Origin of the sequence: Flexilinea flocculi (genome assembly GCF_001192795.1) — a bacterium.
GTDB lineage: Bacteria > Chloroflexota > Anaerolineae > Anaerolineales > Anaerolineaceae > Flexilinea > Flexilinea flocculi.
In genome coordinates this window covers 210,374-229,523 of record NZ_DF968180.1, presented here as the reverse complement: position 1 = coordinate 229,523, position 19,150 = coordinate 210,374, and the positions used below count along the sequence as shown (strand labels likewise).

Below are 19,150 nucleotides of genomic sequence, written 5' to 3'. Positions count from 1 at the left end.
ACAATTTCGTTTTTCGCAATAAGAAACCATAAAATTAGAGTAGACTGGGAAAACAAGGAAAAAGATGATGACCTTTCGATATGAGTATCAGCAAAAGTTACGATCACCGGAAGAAGCAGTACGCGTGGTAAAAAACGGGGACTGGGTGGATTTCGGCTGTACATTATCGATGCCTGAGCTGCTTGATAAAGCGTTGGCAGATCGAAAAGATACGTTATCGAATATACGAGTTCGCGGATTGCTGGCTGTGCGGCCATTGCAGGTTGTTGAAAGGGATCCGGAACAGAAAACTTTTCATTATGAAAGCACCTATCTGGGCAATTATGAACGAAAACTTTATGAAAAAGGGCTTTGTGATTTTGTTCCGCTTGATTATCGCTGGAAACCGATGATCTATCGCAATCACATTATCGTGGATGTTGCGATGATGTCTGTTGCTCCGATGGATGATGATGGGTATTTCAGTTTTTCATTAACAAATAGCGCCTCGAAAGCCATTCTTGAAAAATCGAAAATTGTTATTCTGGAAGTAAATGAAAAACTGCCAAAAGTATTCGGCGGCAAGGATGAAAAAATCCACATTTCCGACGTGAACTATATTGTTGAAGGCGAACATGGTCCATTGCCTGAAATGAGAGCAGGAGAGCCTTCGGATCTGGATTTGCGGATTGCAAAGCAAATTGTCGATCAAATTGAAGACGGATCAACCATTGAATTGGGAATCGGCAGCGTTCCTTCCGCCGTCGGAAAATTTATTGCGCAGTCTGATCTCAAAGACTTGGGAATCCACACCGAACTGATGAGCGATGCTTTTTATGACCTTTATCGGAGCGGAAAAATTACAAATTCCAAAAAGAATATCGACAAAGGTAAAAGTGTATGGACATTTGCGCTTGGATCTCATGAAGTATATGAATGGGTTGCAGAAAATCGCGATCATCTCTCATATCCAGTCGATTATGTCAATTCGCCGGAAATTATGGCGCTTAACGACAAAATGATCACCATTAACAATTGTGTCGAAGCGGATTTATTTGGACAGGTATCTTCTGAATCATCCGGATTCCGCCAAATCAGCGGAACAGGTGGTCAGCTTGATTTTTTGACAGGTGGATTCTTGTCGAAAGGCGGGAAGAGTTTTATCTGTATGACATCGACATACTTTGATAAGAAAGAAAACCGCCACAAATCCAGAATTGTTCCGGCTTTTCAATCCGGGACAATCGTTTCAGATCCGCGAAGTTGTGCCTACTTCATCGTTACAGAATGGGGAATGGCAAATCTGATCGGAAAATCAACCTGGGAAAGAGCAGAAAGCCTGATTCAAATCGCTCATCCTGATTTTCGCGATGAATTAGTTAAAGAAGCGGAAAAAAATAAAATTTGGAGAAAGTCCAACCGATGAATCTTGCGATGGATAAACGCATTGTCGCTGTCGTTGGACATTTTGGCAGCGGAAAAACAGAATTCTGCATCAACTATGCCCTGGAACGTGCAAAACTGTATAAAAAATCAGCATTGATTGATTTGGATATTGCAAACCCTTATTTTCGCAGCCGTGAGAAAAGATCTCTGCTGGAATCAGCTGGAATTAGAGTTTTTGGCAGTTTTTATCAATCAGAGATCACTGCGGAACTGCCTGCTCTGACCGCAAATGCCCGATTTCCGCTTGAGGATAAGAATTACGCTGTAACAATCGATGTAGGCGGAGACGCCAGCGGTTCAATGATTCTGATTCAATTTTTCAAGTATTTTATTGAAGGAGATTACGAATTACTTTGTGTCATCAATAAAAACCGTCCGGAAACTTCCTCGATAGAGGGAGCTCTCAGTCATATTTATCGAATTGAAAAGGAAACAGGATTGAAAATCACGGGTTTGATCAATAACACGCATCTTCTTAGAGAAACACGCGTTGATGATATCATCCAGGGATATCAGTTTTGTCAGGAACTATCGAAAGAATTACGGATTCCGATTCGATTCAGTTGTTGTCCGGTTTTGTTATATGAAGATCTTTGCAAAAAAGATATCAATGAAGCAATGAAAGATGGAATATTGCCGGTCGCTTTGCATATGAGAGAGACCTGGCTGGATAAAAAGCCTTGACTCGAAAGGAGATCAAACAAGTGGCAAAATTTCTTGTGAAATTTAATGTGGACAAATGCAAGGGATGTGAATTGTGTGTCTCAGTCTGCCCAAAAAATATTCTCGCAATCAGTACGACTGAAGTCAATGCAAAGGGCTATCACCCGGCATCGATCACAGATATGGATAGCTGTATCGGCTGCGCAAGTTGTGCGACAATTTGTCCTGATTGTGTAATCAGTATCTATGCAGAATGAGAAGGAGCGCATGATGAGTGAACGAGTTCTGATGAAAGGCAATGAAGCTTTTGGAGAAGCTGCAATCCGAGGCGGATGCCGTTATTATGTGGGATATCCCATCACACCTCAAAATGAATTAACCGAGTTTATGTCCCGTGAAATGACAAAACGGGGGGGAAAATTCGTTCAGGCTGAAAGCGAATTAGCCTCCATTAATATGGCATACGGTATTGCTGCTGCAGGCGGGAATGTGTTTGTGTCTTCTGCTTCCCCCGGTATTGCATTAATGCAGGAAGGACTCAGTTTTATCTGTTCCGCGGAATTGCCATTGGTAGCATTGAATGTATCCCGTGGCGGCCCCGGTATTGGCGGTATACAGCCTGGACAGGCTGACTACAACCAGGTTACCCGCGGTGGTGGAAACGGTGACTATCATATTCCAGTTTTTGCACCTGCCAGTATTCAGGAATCCATCGATATACTATATGACGCTTTTTCACTGGCGGATGAGTGGCGGAATCCAATTATGATTCTCGCTGATGGTATGATCGGGCAGATGATGGAACCTGTTACGCTTCCTGAACCGAAAGCCCCAATTTCTGAAGATGAAATTGCCGTGAGGAAACCCTGGGCGCTGTCCGGTACAAAAAAAGGTCATCGCAGTGTTGTAAAGTCACTGCGTATGCAGCCTAATGATCTCGAAAAGCATGTTGAAAAACTGTTCGAGAAATATCGGCAGGCTGAAAAAGAACTTGTCAAATATGATTCGGATCGAATTGAAGACGCAGAAGTTGTTTTTGTCTCGTTTGGGACTACCGCACGGATCGTATCCGAAGTAATCGATATGCTGGCGGAAGACGGTATTAAAGCGGGTTTGATCCGCCCGATCAGCTTATGGCCGTTCCCTGAAGAAGCTTTTTCCAAAGTGAATCCGAAAACGAAAGTGGTCATCTCTGCGGAATTGAATATGGGCCAAATGATGACCGATGTTAAAGCTGCCGTTTGCGGAAGATTTCCTGTCCGGCTGATCAATAGAACTGGAGGAATTATCCCGACATCGCTTGAAATCTATGAAAGAGCGAAAAAGATCCTGGGAGAATACAAATGAGAACGATATTTGAACCGACAAAAGGTATGCTGCCTGTTGACACCAGCTATTGTCCGGGTTGTACGCACGGGATTGCTCACAGGCTGATCATGGAATGTGTTGAAGAAAAAGGGCGTCTGGGCGATACTTTGGGCGTATCTCCGATCGGCTGCAGTGTTGTGGCACATGAATTTATGAATATTGACATGTGCGAATCTGCTCATGGTCGAGCCCCCGCTGTCGCTGCGGGTTTACGGCGTGTCCACCCCAATCATCTCATTTTTACCTATCAGGGTGACGGCGACCTTGCATCCATTGGAGCAGCTGAAATTATCCATGCTGCCAATCGCGGAGAAAAATTTACAACATTTTTTATTAATAATGCCATTTATGGAATGACCGGCGGTCAAATGGCGCCAACAACATTAATCGGGCAGAAAAGCACAACCAGCGTCGAAGGCAGAAAAAAAGAAGTCAATGGTATGCCGCTGCGTGTTTCCGAACTGCTCGCTACTATTGACGGAGCTGTTTTTGTCGAACGCGTGGCATTGAATTCACCGGCGAATATTCGAAAAGCCAAAAAAGCGGTTATGAAAGCACTGGAAGTTCAGGAAAAAGGTCTGGGATTTTCATTTGTTGAATTTCTCTCAGCATGCCCGACGAACTGGGGATATCAACCGGTTGATGCACTGAAATGGCTGACAGAGAATATGATCCCCTATTATCCGCTTGGCAATCTGCGCTGCCCTGAGGAGGTGAAATAATGGCGACCCAGAAAATGTTCTTCTCAGGCTTTGGCGGTCAGGGTGTTCTGATGATCGGGAGAAACATTGCTTATGCAGCCATGCTTGAAGGAAAAGAAGTAACTTTTTTGCCTTCGTACGGACCTGAAATGCGCGGTGGAACAGCCAATTGTACCGTAATTGTATCTGACAAAATGATTTCAAGCCCGTTGATCTATGAAGCAGATTTAGTTTGTGTCATGAATCTGCCATCTCTAATCAAGTTTGAAAGAATGGTTAAGCCGGATAAATTTTTATTTATCAATTCATCCATTATTTCGCAGTCTGCAACAAGATCGGACATTCAAATTGCATATGTCAATGCAAATGAGATTGCCAAGAACCTTGGAAATGAGAAAGCTGCCAATATGGTGATGCTTGGCGCAATTGTTAAAAAGACCGGAGTCGTCTCATTTGATAGCATCGAACACGTAATGGAAAAAACATTCGCCGGGAAAAAACAATCAGTGATTGAATTGAATCGAAATGCGCTGCACGCCTGGGAATAGATTCAAATCAGAAAATTAGTATAGGATTAAAAACACCTGTGTCAGATTGAATAGAACACAGGTGTTTTTCTTATTTGAATTTTTTGCTAAATCTTCAAATCCATAAATTGAAAAAATACGCATTATTTAAAGTAAATGATTGTTTTACCAAGTTCCTGATTGAGCGCAATATCCAGCCCCTGTGAGTTGTGGTAGCCGCTGGTTGGCAACAAGCGAATGCATTTTTCGAATTTTTCAGGCAAACTGCACCAATTTTTCATCACGTTTTGCTGTGTTTTAAAGAAATTTTCGTCAAAATATCCTTCTTCCGATTGACGATTCAAGAGGATCATAAAAATTCCTGCTTCCAGCAGATTTTGATATATTTGAGTGCCCATCGGCGGGTCAGAAATTTTATTCGGATCATAACCTGAAATTTCAATCAACGCTAATGTGTTCGAAATATCCCCATATCGAACTGGCAGACCGTTTGTGTCCCCGCTTGTTCCCCAGCGATTCATGCCCAGAATGATAAAACGTTGATGTAACAAAGCTCTGTTGACCAGACCGATCATTTCCGGTAATTCCGCGCAATCTTTTCTGGGTAATTTTTTATACTCATCCGGATCTACATAAACAATATAATCAACATCCTTTATCAGTCCATTTTGAACAAAAAGATTTGTTGAAAGCAGAATTTTCTCCTGAGAAACTGGTTCAAAAATATTTAATTTCTTCATTTTTTCAGAAATATTGATTGGCCTGCATTTATCGATCTGAATTTGAAAATTAGGTGATCCGGGATTGTCCAAATTCATCAGTACTGTGAATTCAATGAAAACCGGATTTTTATATGTCCGCTCCAAGAGCTGAAGCATGTCCCGCATTAATCGTGTGAAGGATGTCTTTTTTACCAGTTCCCGGAAATTGATTACATATCGGTCAGGATCGATGCCGCGCGTTATGGTCTGAAGCGTATCGTTTTGATATGCTTGCGCAACCCAAGGGAGTATCGGATATTTTTCATTCAGGACATCTTCAATATCCAGACTTTGAAATTCATTGGTTTTCAGGTTAATCACATCAATTTCGGATTGTGATAATAAGGGATTGTTGACTGAGAATACAGTTTTTGAGCTGCATGGATCGTTCAGAACGACAATCTGAGGAAAATCGTTGCCAGTACGCCGTATTGCCCGCGTTCCCATACCAAAAACCATTCGAAGAAATCCTTCATCCTTAGCAGCATCATAGGGTTCACCATGCCAGATAAAAGCTGTCTTACTGGAGCCAATACCAGCCACATCTGGAAATAAGAAGTTACCCAAGTGATTTCCGGCAATAACCTGGATTAAGATACCCATGCTTTCTCGATAATCAATTAACCCGTTACGGGACCGATAAGCTAATACTTTTGGATCAAACGAAGACGCATATATTTTTCGAATCGCATTCTGGAGCTGCTGCAGCCCTTCTTCCGGTGAACCCTGATTCGGTATGACAAAACTTTCATACATACCGGTAAAAGCATGTCCAAAGCTGTCTTCCAGCAAGCTGGAGGAACGCACAATGAACGGTTTTCCGTTTATTTCGTGAATGACTCGTCCCAAACTATCCACAATTTCTTTTTGGAAATTGCCTTTGATAAACTTTTGGACAATTTCGGGATATCTTTTTTGCAATTCATCTTCGTCGCCATATTTACTGTCTAATAAATCCAACAGATCATTGATAGACAGGAAAGAGAAATACTCATCAGCACCGATAAAATAAGACTCCATATCACTGATGGCACTGCGAATCTCTTCATCTGCCGCATCCTGCAGGATTCTCCTTGAAAGGATCATTCCGGCAGATTTTCCACCAATACAACCTTTGCCAATGCGATGTTTATTGATCTCAATCAAGTCCCGAATGGAGAAGATTTTTTTTGCGATTTCAATATATTGAAGCTGGCTGCTGATCATTTTCCTGATCAGAACCACTTTAGCACCCATCAATGTAGCCTCGTATTGTTTCCGCTCTGCAGCAGGTCTTCTTTCAATCGCCAGCGCCTGCTCAAAGATGGTATCTACTGAAGCAAATTCGAGATTATGCCACATAAATAACGGCTGTTTTTCTGTCTGGCGATTTTGCACAATCGCATCTACCAGCTCCGAAAAAACATCCAGCGGATAATGCTGAGAAAACTCAATGTTGATTAACTGCTCACGGACTCTTTGAAGACGGTTCTCCCAAACGTTTTGACCTTCCTGCGCAAATGGATTCTGCAACCCTTCACGTTTTTGGGACATTAATGCAAAATCACGGACTCGTTCCTCAAAGTCCGTGAATGTAATAAACCCATCCTGAATCAGCCGATTATACATATATTCACTGATTCGATCCCGTAATATTGGATATTGCCCCAATATAATTTGGATTGAAAAAAGCGTATTTGAATTGTAGGAATTATTTGGCATGTTCTTTCAAAACCAATAAGGAATTATCCAAAATGCATCGGCATGATTACATATCGATAATTCTGATTATCATCGAGTGGGACAATCAGGCCGGGTGACATACTGGTGTTCGTCTGAATGGACACATTCGGCGATTCAATGACTTCCATCACTTCTTTTAAGAATCTTACATTAAATGCAATTTGGATATCCGGACCGTCCACATTCGCATCAATGTAGTTCTCATAAAAACCCGTTTCCTCAGATTGTGCTGTAATATGAACTTTTCCTGCACCATTTTCACCGCCCTGAATGTTCAGGCGTGTTAAATTTTTACTTTCGCGAGCGATAATTGCTGCCTGGCTGCAAGCTTTTAACATGGAAGCAGTAGAAACAACCGTTGTTGTCTGAAAACTTTTTGGAATGATCGCTTTGTAATCGACATAGGTTCCAGAAATAATCTGTGACGCCAGTTCCACATTCTGCAAATGAAATATCACTTGCATTTTCCCGGAAGATAAGGTGACAAGAACCTGTTTATCGTTTTCAGAAGTGATTCGAACCAATTCCATCAAAGTTCTCGCTGGAATAATTACGGATATTGGTTGATCAAAATTCTCCTTCAATACGATATTTTTTACTGCAATTCGATATCCATCGGTTGCAGCCATTGCCATTTCGTTACCATTGACATTGAGGTAAACGCCTTGTAGAACAGGCCGCGAATCATCGCTGGATGCAGCAAACGCAACTTGCTGAATCATTTTTCGGAGGTCATTCATATCAAAAGCAATTGCTTCAGAATCATCAAAAACAGGCATTGGCGGGAATTCTTCTGCGCTGATACCTTTGATATCCGTGACAATCTGCAGGCATCTGACCGATAAAGTCTGTGTTGCGGGATCCAGTTTTAGCTGGACTTTATCATCCGGTAATGTATTCACCAAGTCGATGAGCAGTTTGGCAGGAACAGTTACAGCGCCTTCTTCTTCAATTTGGGCTGGAATCCAATAATTAATCCCCAATTCCAGGTTTGTCGCAGATAATTTAAGCTGACCATCTTCTGTTGTAATCAGAATGTTAACTAAAATCGCCAGCGTGCTTTTTGCCGCCACAGCATGTGAAACAATACTTAGTGCGTGAGCTAAATTTGCTTGGGATACGGAGACGTTCATTTTGGCACTCCAAATTGTCATATTAAATTTATACGTGCTAAAAGTATACCACTTCAGCAATTTGAAACTTAGACTGGTCTTTCGAATCAACAATTTGAAATATGAGGAGGATTTTTTCTATTGTAATGTTTTGGCGCTTCGCGGTAAAACATCACAATAAAATCTGTTTCCCGATTGATTCGAATAACAAATCGAAATATCGACTTGCTTTTCGAATCAATCATCTATCCATATTTCGAAATGCGAAGCCAAATTATCCGGTTAAGCTTTTGATTCAACATCGAACAGTTCCTTGTACTTCTGGTTCGGATGGATTCTTCATACGCTCGTATTTTTAAAGGTTCAAAGTTTTATATTCTCGATTTTGCAGAAAAGATATGGTTCGCCGTAAAACCGATAAACAAATTTATTTTGCTGACGAAAGATCGGAGATAAAAAATCTAATTGCCCTCTGATTATGTTATCGTTGATATTTTCAAGTTTTCTCCCTGAATTTGGGAACAATCCATTGGAAATCAGAAAGAATTATTAATTCATTACTATTTTAGTAATCATTGTCATAAATACTTCTTTTTGTAATGCATTTTTTCTTTGGTCAAACGTTCCAAAAAATCGAAAAATTGATACAAATTGACAATTCAACCCTTAAATTATAGCAATTCTTTGGCTGATTTAGTTCTCTTTTTTCAGAAATATGACCAAAATTTTTTTTTATAATAAAACATGAGGATGATTTTATAAAAATTTCAGACATCTCGGTTCTCAATTCTCTGAAGAATAGCGTCGTTTTCAAATTGCAGCCAGCAATTCGAAATATCAGGAGAATTCTTTTTTGTTGTGATGTTTTTTCCGCAAAGCGGAAAAAACATCACAACAAAAAGCTCTTCTCGATTGATTCGCATAACAAGTTGAAAATTCAAATTACTGAATCAATGCTCAGCTTTTTTTTTAGAAAACGAAACGAATCAAAATCATATAGAAGAGTGTTCCTCCTCCAATGCTGAGCAGTAAATGATGTTTCCATCGATGGACAAATATCACAAAAAGAAATCCAATCATCTCAGGAATACCGAAGGGATATTGGATAAACGAAACTTGTTTAAAACAATACACCACAAGCATGCCGATAATTGCATAGGGGAGAACTGCACCCAAATAAGTAACTAATGGAGGAGTTTTCCTGTGCTCCGGAAAAATCAGGAATGGTAAAAGTCTTGTAATGAGCGTACAAACTGCCATAATGATTATGGAGAAAAGAATCTGTGACTTGGTCATGAGGATATTTCCGATTTAAATTTTTTAGGGAATAAGACCAGAGCCAGAAATATTACAACCATTGATGGGATAATAAAGTTTTTTGGTCCGAAAAGAATCAGATTCATTATCGAGACAATAATACCGGTAATCACTGGAAGATGATTGGATGTACTTTCCCATTGTTCCACCATGATCACAATGAATAAAGCAGTCATGGCAAAATCGATGCCGGTTGTATCATAGTGAAGGAATGATCCGCCGATAGCGCCTATCGTGCAACCCGTGATCCAATAAATCTGGTCAAGCAATGAAATAAAAAAATAGAACCAATTTTCATCTGCCTGTTTTGGAGGGACGGCAGAACAGAGAAGCGAGTAGGTTTCATCGGTCAGTGAAAAAATCATATACGGTTTTTTCGTCCCCATGCTGCGAAATTTGTCTAACATGGAAATTCCATAAAACAGATGTCGGGCATTAACAGTCAGTGTCATGATGATAATCTGGAATGGATTAAAAACAGCTGAAAGCAAATCAACAGCTACAAATTGCATCGATCCGGCATAAATCAACAATCCCATCACTGGCGCCAGCCACCAGGAAAAACCTTTACCTGTTAATATGATCCCAAATGCAATTCCTAAAACCACATAGCCAACCATAACCGGCAAAGAATATGGAAAAGCTGCTTTGAACGCTTCGATTTTCGGATTTGGTTTCGTCATCTTCGATTGATTTAAAGGAGCAGGCATCATGCGGAAACCATGTCATTGGGATGGTTTTGTGAAGATAGACATGCTTTGACGAAAGCTTCATGCTCGAATAACGCACATCCGCCATCGTGTTCTCCGCCGACCAATTTTTCATTCTGAAGCTTTCTGAAAAATGGCGACTGCAACACTTCTACCATCGTATGATTTTTCAGGCTGCGGTCTGAAAAAGGTGAGAATGGACATGGTTCGGCATCTCCATAAGGATTGATATGAAAGAAACCTCTTCCTGCAGCCAGACATCCGCCCATTTCTTTTTCATCACCTGGGAAAGATAAGAAAAGCATCTCAGGAAATGATAATCGTAAATCATTCAGACGATGATCCAAAAAATTTCGTTCTTCTTCTCCTAATAACAATTGTCTGGTGTTTGGTTCGAATGGTACATACTCTACAAAAAAGATCAATTTACAACCCGTATTTTTTAATTCAGAAAGGAACAGCTGTGACGTTGCTTCTTCCAGATTTGCGGTTGTTACTGTGATCGAAGTTCCAAAGAGAATTCGCTCCTGTTTTAGCAGTTTCATGATTGCTGAAATTTTTTCGTAAGCACCTGATCCGCGTCGGGCATCTGTTTTTTGTCTGCCACCTTCGATACTGATGATCGGAATCAGATTGCGATACTGATTAAACAGACTCAAATATGAATTGTCAATCAGAATTCCATTGGTAAAGATTGCAGATAGTATTCCCGGAAAATTTGCAGCAACTTCAATGACATCTCGTCTCATGAGCGGTTCTCCGCCGGCTAATAGATTGAACGATACACCTAATGCGGCAGCTTGACTGAAAATCGCAGACCATTGATCTGCTGATAGTAGCTCACGGGAATTCTGATCACCGCATATGCCGTTGATTCTCGCATAGCACCCTTTGCAGAACAAGTTGCAGGTGTTTGCAATACTGGAGATCAGAAATGCCGGGACATGTAATCCTTCAGCCTCAAATTTTGAGCGGAGTTGCAGATTCTTTCGATTTTTACTTTGATAGTCTAAAAGGAACTTCGTCTCTTTCGGGTTCTGAAATGTTGATTTGATGATATCTGCGACAAGTTTTTCAACGCCTTCATTCAGATATTGTGTTAACGCTTCTCCTTCAAACATCTCTGCCTCATTCTGCGTCGTACTAATCCATTCTTCTTTATAAGAATGTCAATTTTCCACGGAGTCTTTTTACTATTTTCATGACTTTTCCAATGCTCTTTTATCATATCATTACTCAGATAAGTCTTTTTTTTATTGATGATAATCGTCTCGGTTTCGAATTATCAGGGATTACGCAACCTTTTTTCTGTAAATTCGAGTCAGAAATATCCATGTTTCTTTAACAATCCACGGATTTCGCAAAACAATACCTTTTCCCGATCTGCCATTCTTCGCTGGTTTCCATCAACAGCGCCGTCACCAGCCGTAAACAGGACGCTTCATTCGGAAAAACGCCAACCACCCTGGTGCGACGCTTGATCTCTTTGTTCACACGCTCCAAACTATTCGTTGTGCGAATCGACCTGCGGTGCTCCAATGGAAAATCAAACACGGTAAATCCTTCTGTCAGGTTCTCCTCCATCCAGGCAGAAAGCCGAGGAGCAGAGATCGCATATTTCTGGACAGCCGCTTGCAAGCCCTTTTCAGCAGCATTCCGATCCGACGCATTGAAGATCGCCCGGATATTGGCAGCAACTTCTGCTTTCATGGATTGTCTGGGAACGTAGGAACCCGCATTCTGCTGCAAATGGAACTGGCAGCGCTGCCATGGCACACTCCCGAAAACAGCTCTTCTTGCAGCTCCCAGACCCTCATGACTGTCACTGATAATCAGTTTCACTCCATTCAGCCCCCGATCTTTTAAGCTTTTCAAGAAGTCTTTCCAGTGGATTTCCTGTTCGCTCAGAGAGACAGAAACCCCCAGGACTTGCCGCTCGCCTTGGGGAGTGATCCCGGTGGCAATCAGGACCGCAGCGTCCCGAATTTGGCTGTTTTCACGCACTTTCTCATAACGAGCGTCCAGATACAGGTATGTTATTGCTCCAAGCGGCCGATTTCGCCATTCCTGTAAGGTCTGATCCAATTGGGCGGTGGCCCGACTGACCTGTTCGGCGGAAATCTCAAAACCACATAACCTCTCGGTGATTTGTTTCACTTTGCGGGTTGAGACCCCCATCACATACATCTCCGCCAGGGTGGCTGTCAAGGCTCGCTCACTGCGCAACCCTTTTTCCAGGGCAGTCGGATAAAAACCTCCTTCCCGTACCTGGGGAATGGCAAACGTCACTTCGCCCACCCGAGTTTTAACCGTCTTGGGTTTGAAGCCGTTGGCGTGACCTTGTCGCTCCGCAGTTCGTTCGTACTCATCGGCATGCAAGTATTTTGTACGTTCTGCTTGCATGAGGTTGTTGAGCAGCACTCGTAACATCTCTGGAACTGCTTGAAGTCCATTCTGGGTAATCTCCGCTACTAATTCCGGAGACAGGCTATAATCATTTTGGTGAGTCATTGGGTTCTCCTTATTTGGTTTGGTCGCCGTTTAAGGATACTTCTGACTCACCTCTTTTGTTAAGGTTCATGATTTTACAGAAAGAATGATACACCTACTTATCAGGAAATATGCGCATTTCCAATTTCAAATAGCATCAATATAATAAAATATGAAACTGTTCGTGTTACTGCATCGTTAATAAAACACATTAGAAAATTTGAACCTATATCAACACTATCGGTTCATCAAAGAGGGAAAAATGAAAAATACAAACCTTGTATCAATTCTTATTCTGATCATGATCAGCATGCTGTCACTCACAACCACCGTTATCGCTCAGACAGAAACCACAGTCAGTCCGACAAAAAGCATTTGGCCGCCATCTCATTATATTGGAACATTACAATCCTATCTGGATGACCTGCAGAGGCTGCCGGGAATTATCGATGAATCGATTTGTGCCGCGAACGACGCAGGTTATCAAGAAAAAATGGCGCTGCTGCAAAACCGTATTGAGGGTATTTCGAGTCTAATGGTAGAAATGGGGCTGAAAATTCCATCAACGGTAAATCTGAGAATAATTCAAACTACAATCACGAAGAATAAAATTTGCGGTGTTGGAAAGATCGCAACCGGTTACGCAGATTTGGCGCGTGAAAAATTGGACGCCGTCATCAGAAATGCTGGCCTGTATAATGAATAATTAATTTCAATTTGATGAGAAAGCCGTTCTTGATTTCAAGTATTATGAAAATCACGAACGGCTTTTTTTTTATCAAGTAAAATTTTTTATATGAAAGAACTAAAATCGCTTTTCGTACTTGTCATTTTTTCAATACTTTTTTTCTCCATGGGAGAAAGAATCAATGTTGCAGCGCAAACAATTATTACGGTAGGAGAAGGTGCTACGGATATGCCTTCCATAGAAGATGCATTCGATCAACTGCCGGAGAACTGCGGTGAAACAATCATTCGTCTAAACAAAAGCGTTGATGGAGATCCTATCGTATCTCTTTCAATTCCGATCAATAAGGGAATCACGTCCTTAACGATTGAAAATTCTGATTTGGAAAATTCAATTGTCATCGAGACGATCAGTGAAATCTTCGCAAATGGAATTCCTTTCATACTTGGAGAAAAAGTCTCACTCCCGAATGGCTGGGTTTTTGGAGGCAGTAAGGCAGAAAACGGGAAGATCAGAAATGTAAAAGGCACCAGCATAACGATTCTTGGATCATCTGCTTACGCGTTTGGAGGTGGCGCAGCGTTGAATGGTGGGCGCTCGTTTGTTTCCGGACAGACATCCGTTGTCTTAGGCAGGCAAGGGAAAATTTTCTGGGAAATCTTCGGAGGCGGTTATGCAGCAGGGGTCGATAGTATTTCAGAAGTCAGCAAGACCAGTTTGAGTATATTTGGAACTGCGGACTATGTCTTGGGTGGCGGTTTGGCAAAAGAGAATGGCAGAGTGGTTGTCAGTGAATCAACTTCTGTCACAATTGAATCCGGGGGAACGGCTGCTATTGGATCCTTTGGCGGAGGCAACGCAGTTGGACAAGGCAGTATTTCCGAAACGAAAATGGCTTCATCAATCATCTATGGGGCGGCAGCTTGGGCTTTTGGCGGAGATTTCACCTATCAGGGGGGACAATCGTTCCTGACAGGGACCGCGGAAATTACTGTCGCTGAGGGCGCTCATGTGAAGTCTTTATATGGAGGCAGTTTCGCAACCGATATGAATAGTTATTCGGAAGTCAATCAATCGGTCGTACATATAAAAGGAACTGCAGAATCTGCTGTTCCCGAAGGTGAGACTTCCTATGGGGGCATTTCGGTTGTAAAAAATGCAACCTCCATTCAATAATGTCGTAAATATAGCAGCGGTTTGAAATATGGGCGGTATTCTGTATAGTCCCTATCCGTATTTGAAGGATCAGCCAAATTTCAAATAGCTCAAAGAAATTATGAAGTCATCATGGAAAACTGATACTGACTTCTGAATTTTGAAAAAAGAGGAAAACTATGGAATATAAAATTGAAGGAGCACCATTTCCTGTCGTCATCTGCACCTTGCAGAATGGAGAGACTATGTTTACTGAAAGCGGGGCAATGGCCTGGATGACCCCGAATATGCAGATGGAAACTACATCAAGAGGCGGGATCAGTAAAGCTTTAGGGCGAATGTTGTCCGGTGATTCACTGTTTATGAACCGCTATACCTCAAATGGTACAGGCATGATTGCCTTTGCTTCCAGTTTCCCCGGTCAAATCCTCTCTTTTGATATTACGCCTGGTAAAGAGATGATTGTGCAGAAATCCGGATTCCTTGCCGCTGAAGAAGGAGTCAATTTATCTGTTTTCTTCCAGAAGAAGTTTGCCGCTGGATTGTTTGGTGGAGAAGGTTTTATTTTGCAGAAATTATCCGGTCAGGGCACTGCGTTTGTCGAAATTGACGGATTTTGCAAAGCTTATGAACTTCGTGCCGGGGAAAAATTGCTTTTGGACAACGGTTATCTGGCTGCTATGGAAAGTACCTGTTCTATGGATATAAAAACGGTCAGTGGTATGAAGAATGTATTGTTTGGCGGTGAGGGATTATTCAATACAGAGGTCGTTGGTCCGGGGAAAGTATATCTCCAAACACAACCGATCAACAATCTTGCCAAAGTGCTTCGGCCATACTTCCCTTCCAACAACAATTAATAGCTGATCATCATGTAGTGACTATTCGAGTTCCATTACAGCAATTCGAAATACGGGGGGATTCTTTGTTGTTGTGATGTTTTTGTGCAAAGCGCAAAAGCATCACAACAATTAGTTTTCTTTCCTTATTCAAAAAATAAGATGATTTTTTCTATTGATTACTTGGCATTGAGGTTTACAAATTCAGCTTTTAGTTTTGAATATAGAATTTTCTGACTGCTGTATAAACCATAATTACCGGATAGCATGTAACTGACGCCACTCGCGATTGCAAATAGAATCAGCCCCTCTGATCCGAACATTTCAACGCTTAACACAATCGATGTAAAAAGACAGTTTACGGAACCGCAAAATACAGCGATCAATCCAAGCGCTGCTGCAAATCCAGGATCGATACCAAGAATTTTCCCTACAGAACAACCAAATGTAGCGCCAATAAAAAATGCTGGAACGATTTCGCCGCCTTTAAATCCGGCTCCAATTGTTACAGCTGTGAATAATATTTTCCAAAAAAAAGCGTCTGGTTTGGCAATCCCGCCAATTGCCCGTTCGATGACCGAAACACCGGCTCCGTTGTAATCTTCTGTATTTAAGACAACTGTTAATAAGGTGATCAGAAGACCGCCAGTCAGAATTCGAAGATAATCATTATGCAAAACCTGTTGAAAAAGGTGATCCGTTTTATGCATGGCTGTACAAAAAACAATACTGATCCCTCCACATAGACTGGCAAACAAGATTACCTTGCAGACTATAGAAGCTGTAATGTTCGGAACTGTGAGCAAATGAAACTGTTCTGTTTTACCACCTAATAATAATGAAATTTCATATGCAGTGAGTGCCGATAGGATACTGGGGACAAAAGCCGCATAGTAGATTACGCCAACACTGATGACTTCCATGGCAAAAAATACGGCCGTAACCGGAGTGCCGAAAAGCGCTGAAAAAACTCCGCTCATACCACATATTACGACAATATTTCCAACTTTCGCGTCTAAATGGAGAAACCGACTTATCTGAGATCCGATTGTTCCTCCTAACTGCAATGCTGCTCCTTCTCTTCCGGCAGATCCGCCTAATAAATGAGTAACGACCGTGCCGAAGAAAATCAACGGAGCCAATAGGGATGGAATTTTACAATCAGAGCGAATTGAGTTAATGATCAAATTTGTCCCGGTTTTTGGATCAATTTTACACAATCGATAAAACAGGATAATGAATAAGCCGCCAATCGGCAGACAATAAATCAGAAACGAATGAGCAATTCTGAATTCATTAGCCCAGGCTACACTTCTTTGAAATATAATTCCGATAATTCCTGTAATCAAACCAATAATGACGGAGATGAAAATCCACCGCATGAAAATTGAAAAATACGTGATGGCGCCATCAAGTTTCATCACCATCCCTTTTTTTAATACTTTCAGATTAATCATTTTCTATTGCATCATCTTTCTCAAGTGTTAATCAGCAGCATTCTAAAATATGAAATGAATTCATAGTTGTTCTTATGTTTTGCGCGTCGCGTAGAAACATAAGAACAACAAATTTTTATTTCTTTAATCGAAAAGTCAATCCTTATTTCGACATGCTGGTTGTATTATGGCTATATGGAAAAAAACGGCTATCCTCTTTTTCGTATATTTATTATTGATCGGCGATCATTATACGTTTGTAAAGATAATTCAACCTGTATTAATATTCAGATTATGATTCAAGAATAACTTGCATCATCAACAGATGACACGCACAGCAATCCGGAAAATCAATTCAGTAAACCGATTGTGAGATGAACCTATTTGTTCAGCAATTCAGTTTATAGCGAGGTTTCCCTTTTGTTGTGAGGTTTTACGCTACACGTAAAGCCATCACAACCACAAATTCTCATTCTTTCTTCGAAAAGTCAATTCACATTTCGAATTGTTGATTAATGCTATTGATTATTAAGAAAACAGTTTGTCTACGGTAAAATTAAATTAATCATTGAAAGATGGAAACAATATGAAGAATTATTTGCATTTACAGAATGGAAGTGATGTCCGCGGTGTCGCTTTGCCTGGAGTCGAAGGAGAGGAAGTAACTTTAACACCGGAGGCAGCATCCGATATCGCAGCTGCATTCGCCATATGGATCTCCGAAAAGACAGGGAAAGATCCTGATGATCTCGAAATATCCGTTGGAACCGATTCACGTCTATCGGCAAATATTATAAAAAAATCAGTTTTTGAAGGTTTACGCAAAACAGGGGCTAACTGTGCCGACTGCGGTATTGCTTCTACACCAGCAATGTTTATGTCAACGGTTCTCCCGAGCTGTCAATTTAATGGATCCATCATGATCACTGCCAGCCATTTGCCATGGAATCGCAATGGTCTTAAATTCTTTTCTCCTTCCGGCGGACTTGAGAAAAAAGAGATTATGACAATTTTGGAACTTGCTGCTCAACTGCCCTTAATTGATGAGGATCAGGGAAAAAAGCGTAACTTCAATGTTATTGATCCATACAGCGGTTATTTACGACGCATCATAACAGATCAGACCGGAACAGATGAAACGCCGCTGAGCGGTTTTAAGATTGCAGTCGATGCAGGAAATGGAGCAGGTGGTTTTTTTGCGGAGAAAGTATTAAAACCGTTAGGAGCGGATATTTCTTTCAGCCAGTTCCTTGAACCCGATGGAAGATTTCCCAATCATGTTCCCAATCCGGAAGATCAAACAGCTATGGCCGCGGCAAAAAAAATGGTGACGGATAATCGCTGCGATCTGGGTTTGATTTTCGATACCGATGTAGATCGGGCTGGAGCCGTTGATATTACCGGAGAGGTATTCAGTCGGAATCGGTTGATCGGGTTATTAGCCGCCATCGAAGCCCGCAGGCATCCGGGTTGTACGATTGTCACAGATTCCGTGACCTCTGATCAACTGTCCGACTTTTTGACAAATAAACTTGGCTGCATCCACCACCGATATAAACGGGGATATCGAAATGTCATCAATGAGTGTATTCGGCTGAACAAGGAAGGAATCAATTGCCCGATAGCTATTGAAACATCCGGTCATTGTGCGTATGCAGAAAATTATTTTCTGGATGATGGTGCTTACCTGTCCTGCAAGCTGATTATTGAAATGGCACGATTACGTATTGAAGGGAAAACGCTCTCTGATGTGATCAGAGATTTACGCGATCCGCTGGAATCATCAGAAATGAGACTGAAAATACGGAATCAAGATCCGACAGCTTATTCAAAAAGGATACTGGGGGATTTGAAAGATTATGCGAAACAAAAATCAACCTGGAAAATTGCAGAAAAAAATTATGAAGGACTTCGGTTTTCTCTTCCAGAATTTGCAGGTTGGTTTTTGCTGAGAGCTTCACTTCATGATCCGCTGCTTGTTTTAAATATCGAAAGCGATCAGGAAAATGGTGTCGTTTCTATTTTTAATGATTTAAAACCATTTCTGGATCAATATCAGGAATTAGAAATCCGATAGGGGTTTCCGGAGTAAGAATAAACGCTCACACTACATAAGAAGAAATAAGACTGTTTTTTTCACAGTTATTCGAAATCTTGAAAGCCTTTTGAATAAACGGGGACTATTTATTGTTTTGCTCTCCGAGCAAAACAATAAATAGTCCCTCTCATATTTCGA

17 protein-coding genes are annotated in these 19,150 nt (G+C 41.3%); 10 read left to right on the top strand and 7 right to left on the bottom strand.

Annotation, left to right across the window (positions count from 1 at the left end):
* Positions 1-67 precede the first annotated feature (67 nt).
* The 6 genes from ATC1_RS03080 to ATC1_RS03055 are packed head-to-tail and all read left to right on the top strand — an operon-like array spanning position 68 to position 4,705.
* A complete protein-coding gene (locus ATC1_RS03080) occupies positions 68-1,405 on the top strand; it encodes an acetyl-CoA hydrolase/transferase family protein (RefSeq protein ID WP_082174635.1) in 1,338 nt (445 codons plus the stop codon).
* Positions 1,402-2,109 (top strand): hypothetical protein, encoded by a 708-nt coding sequence (locus ATC1_RS03075; protein WP_062278285.1) that lies wholly within the window; start codon positions 1,402-1,404, stop codon positions 2,107-2,109. The genes ATC1_RS03080 and ATC1_RS03075 overlap by 4 nt, the downstream gene beginning before the upstream one ends.
* Before the next feature lie 20 nt (positions 2,110-2,129).
* Positions 2,130-2,345, top strand: a complete 216-nt coding sequence (locus ATC1_RS03070; protein WP_062278283.1) for a 4Fe-4S binding protein — start codon at positions 2,130-2,132, stop codon at positions 2,343-2,345.
* Between the two features lie 10 nt (positions 2,346-2,355).
* On the top strand, positions 2,356-3,435 hold the full coding sequence (gene vorB, locus ATC1_RS03065; protein WP_201777233.1) for a 3-methyl-2-oxobutanoate dehydrogenase subunit VorB: 1,080 nt from the start codon (positions 2,356-2,358) through the stop codon (positions 3,433-3,435).
* Positions 3,432-4,178, top strand: coding sequence for a thiamine pyrophosphate-dependent enzyme (locus ATC1_RS03060; protein WP_062278277.1), 747 nt, complete (start codon positions 3,432-3,434; stop codon positions 4,176-4,178). The genes vorB and ATC1_RS03060 overlap by 4 nt, the downstream gene beginning before the upstream one ends.
* On the top strand, positions 4,178-4,705 hold the full coding sequence (locus ATC1_RS03055) for a 2-oxoacid:acceptor oxidoreductase family protein (protein ID WP_062278275.1): 528 nt from the start codon (positions 4,178-4,180) through the stop codon (positions 4,703-4,705). Before ATC1_RS03060 ends, ATC1_RS03055 begins: the two co-directional genes overlap by 1 nt.
* Positions 4,706-4,827: 122 nt before the next feature.
* Here the strand turns inward: ATC1_RS03055 and ATC1_RS03050 are convergent, their stop codons facing one another.
* From ATC1_RS03050 to ATC1_RS03020, 6 genes are all read right to left on the bottom strand, one after another.
* Positions 4,828-7,146 (bottom strand): PEP/pyruvate-binding domain-containing protein, encoded by a 2,319-nt coding sequence (locus ATC1_RS03050; protein ID WP_062278273.1) that lies wholly within the window; start codon positions 7,144-7,146, stop codon positions 4,828-4,830.
* A gap of 23 nt (positions 7,147-7,169) precedes the next feature.
* Positions 7,170-8,300 (bottom strand): DNA polymerase III subunit beta, encoded by a 1,131-nt coding sequence (gene dnaN / locus ATC1_RS03045; RefSeq protein WP_062278272.1) that lies wholly within the window; start codon positions 8,298-8,300, stop codon positions 7,170-7,172.
* 948 nt (positions 8,301-9,248) lie between these two features.
* Complete coding sequence (locus ATC1_RS03035) at positions 9,249-9,575, bottom strand: branched-chain amino acid transporter permease (RefSeq protein ID WP_201777232.1); 327 nt, start codon at positions 9,573-9,575, stop codon at positions 9,249-9,251.
* Positions 9,572-10,279, bottom strand: a complete 708-nt coding sequence (locus tag ATC1_RS03030; protein ID WP_062278973.1) for an AzlC family ABC transporter permease — start codon at positions 10,277-10,279, stop codon at positions 9,572-9,574. The genes ATC1_RS03035 and ATC1_RS03030 overlap by 4 nt, the downstream gene beginning before the upstream one ends.
* 26 nt (positions 10,280-10,305) lie before the next feature.
* The gene (locus ATC1_RS03025; protein ID WP_062278266.1) at positions 10,306-11,427 is read right to left on the bottom strand and encodes a radical SAM protein; all 1,122 of its coding nucleotides are present in this window, start codon (positions 11,425-11,427) and stop codon (positions 10,306-10,308) included.
* A gap of 220 nt (positions 11,428-11,647) precedes the next feature.
* On the bottom strand, positions 11,648-12,817 hold the full coding sequence (locus tag ATC1_RS03020; protein WP_062278265.1) for an IS256 family transposase: 1,170 nt from the start codon (positions 12,815-12,817) through the stop codon (positions 11,648-11,650).
* Between the two features lie 241 nt (positions 12,818-13,058).
* Here ATC1_RS03020 and ATC1_RS03015 point away from each other — a divergent pair, with 241 nt between their 5' ends.
* From ATC1_RS03015 to ATC1_RS03005, 3 genes are all read left to right on the top strand, one after another.
* On the top strand, positions 13,059-13,502 hold the full coding sequence (locus tag ATC1_RS03015; protein WP_062278263.1) for a hypothetical protein: 444 nt from the start codon (positions 13,059-13,061) through the stop codon (positions 13,500-13,502).
* A 90-nt stretch (positions 13,503-13,592) separates the two neighbouring features.
* Positions 13,593-14,660 (top strand): alpha/beta hydrolase family protein, encoded by a 1,068-nt coding sequence (locus ATC1_RS03010; protein ID WP_062278261.1) that lies wholly within the window; start codon positions 13,593-13,595, stop codon positions 14,658-14,660.
* Between the two features lie 158 nt (positions 14,661-14,818).
* Positions 14,819-15,499: a TIGR00266 family protein gene (locus tag ATC1_RS03005; protein WP_062278259.1), complete on the top strand. Its 681-nt coding sequence runs from the start codon at positions 14,819-14,821 to the stop codon at positions 15,497-15,499.
* 158 nt (positions 15,500-15,657) lie between these two features.
* On the opposite strand, the gene ATC1_RS03000 is transcribed toward ATC1_RS03005, so the two are convergent.
* A complete protein-coding gene (locus tag ATC1_RS03000; protein ID WP_082174633.1) occupies positions 15,658-16,935 on the bottom strand; it encodes a chloride channel protein in 1,278 nt (425 codons plus the stop codon).
* Positions 16,936-17,500: 565 nt separating this feature from the next.
* Between ATC1_RS03000 and ATC1_RS02995 the strand changes: the two genes are divergently transcribed.
* A complete protein-coding gene (locus tag ATC1_RS02995; RefSeq protein ID WP_062278258.1) occupies positions 17,501-18,991 on the top strand; it encodes a phosphohexomutase domain-containing protein in 1,491 nt (496 codons plus the stop codon).
* The last annotated feature ends 159 nt before the right edge of the window (positions 18,992-19,150 follow it).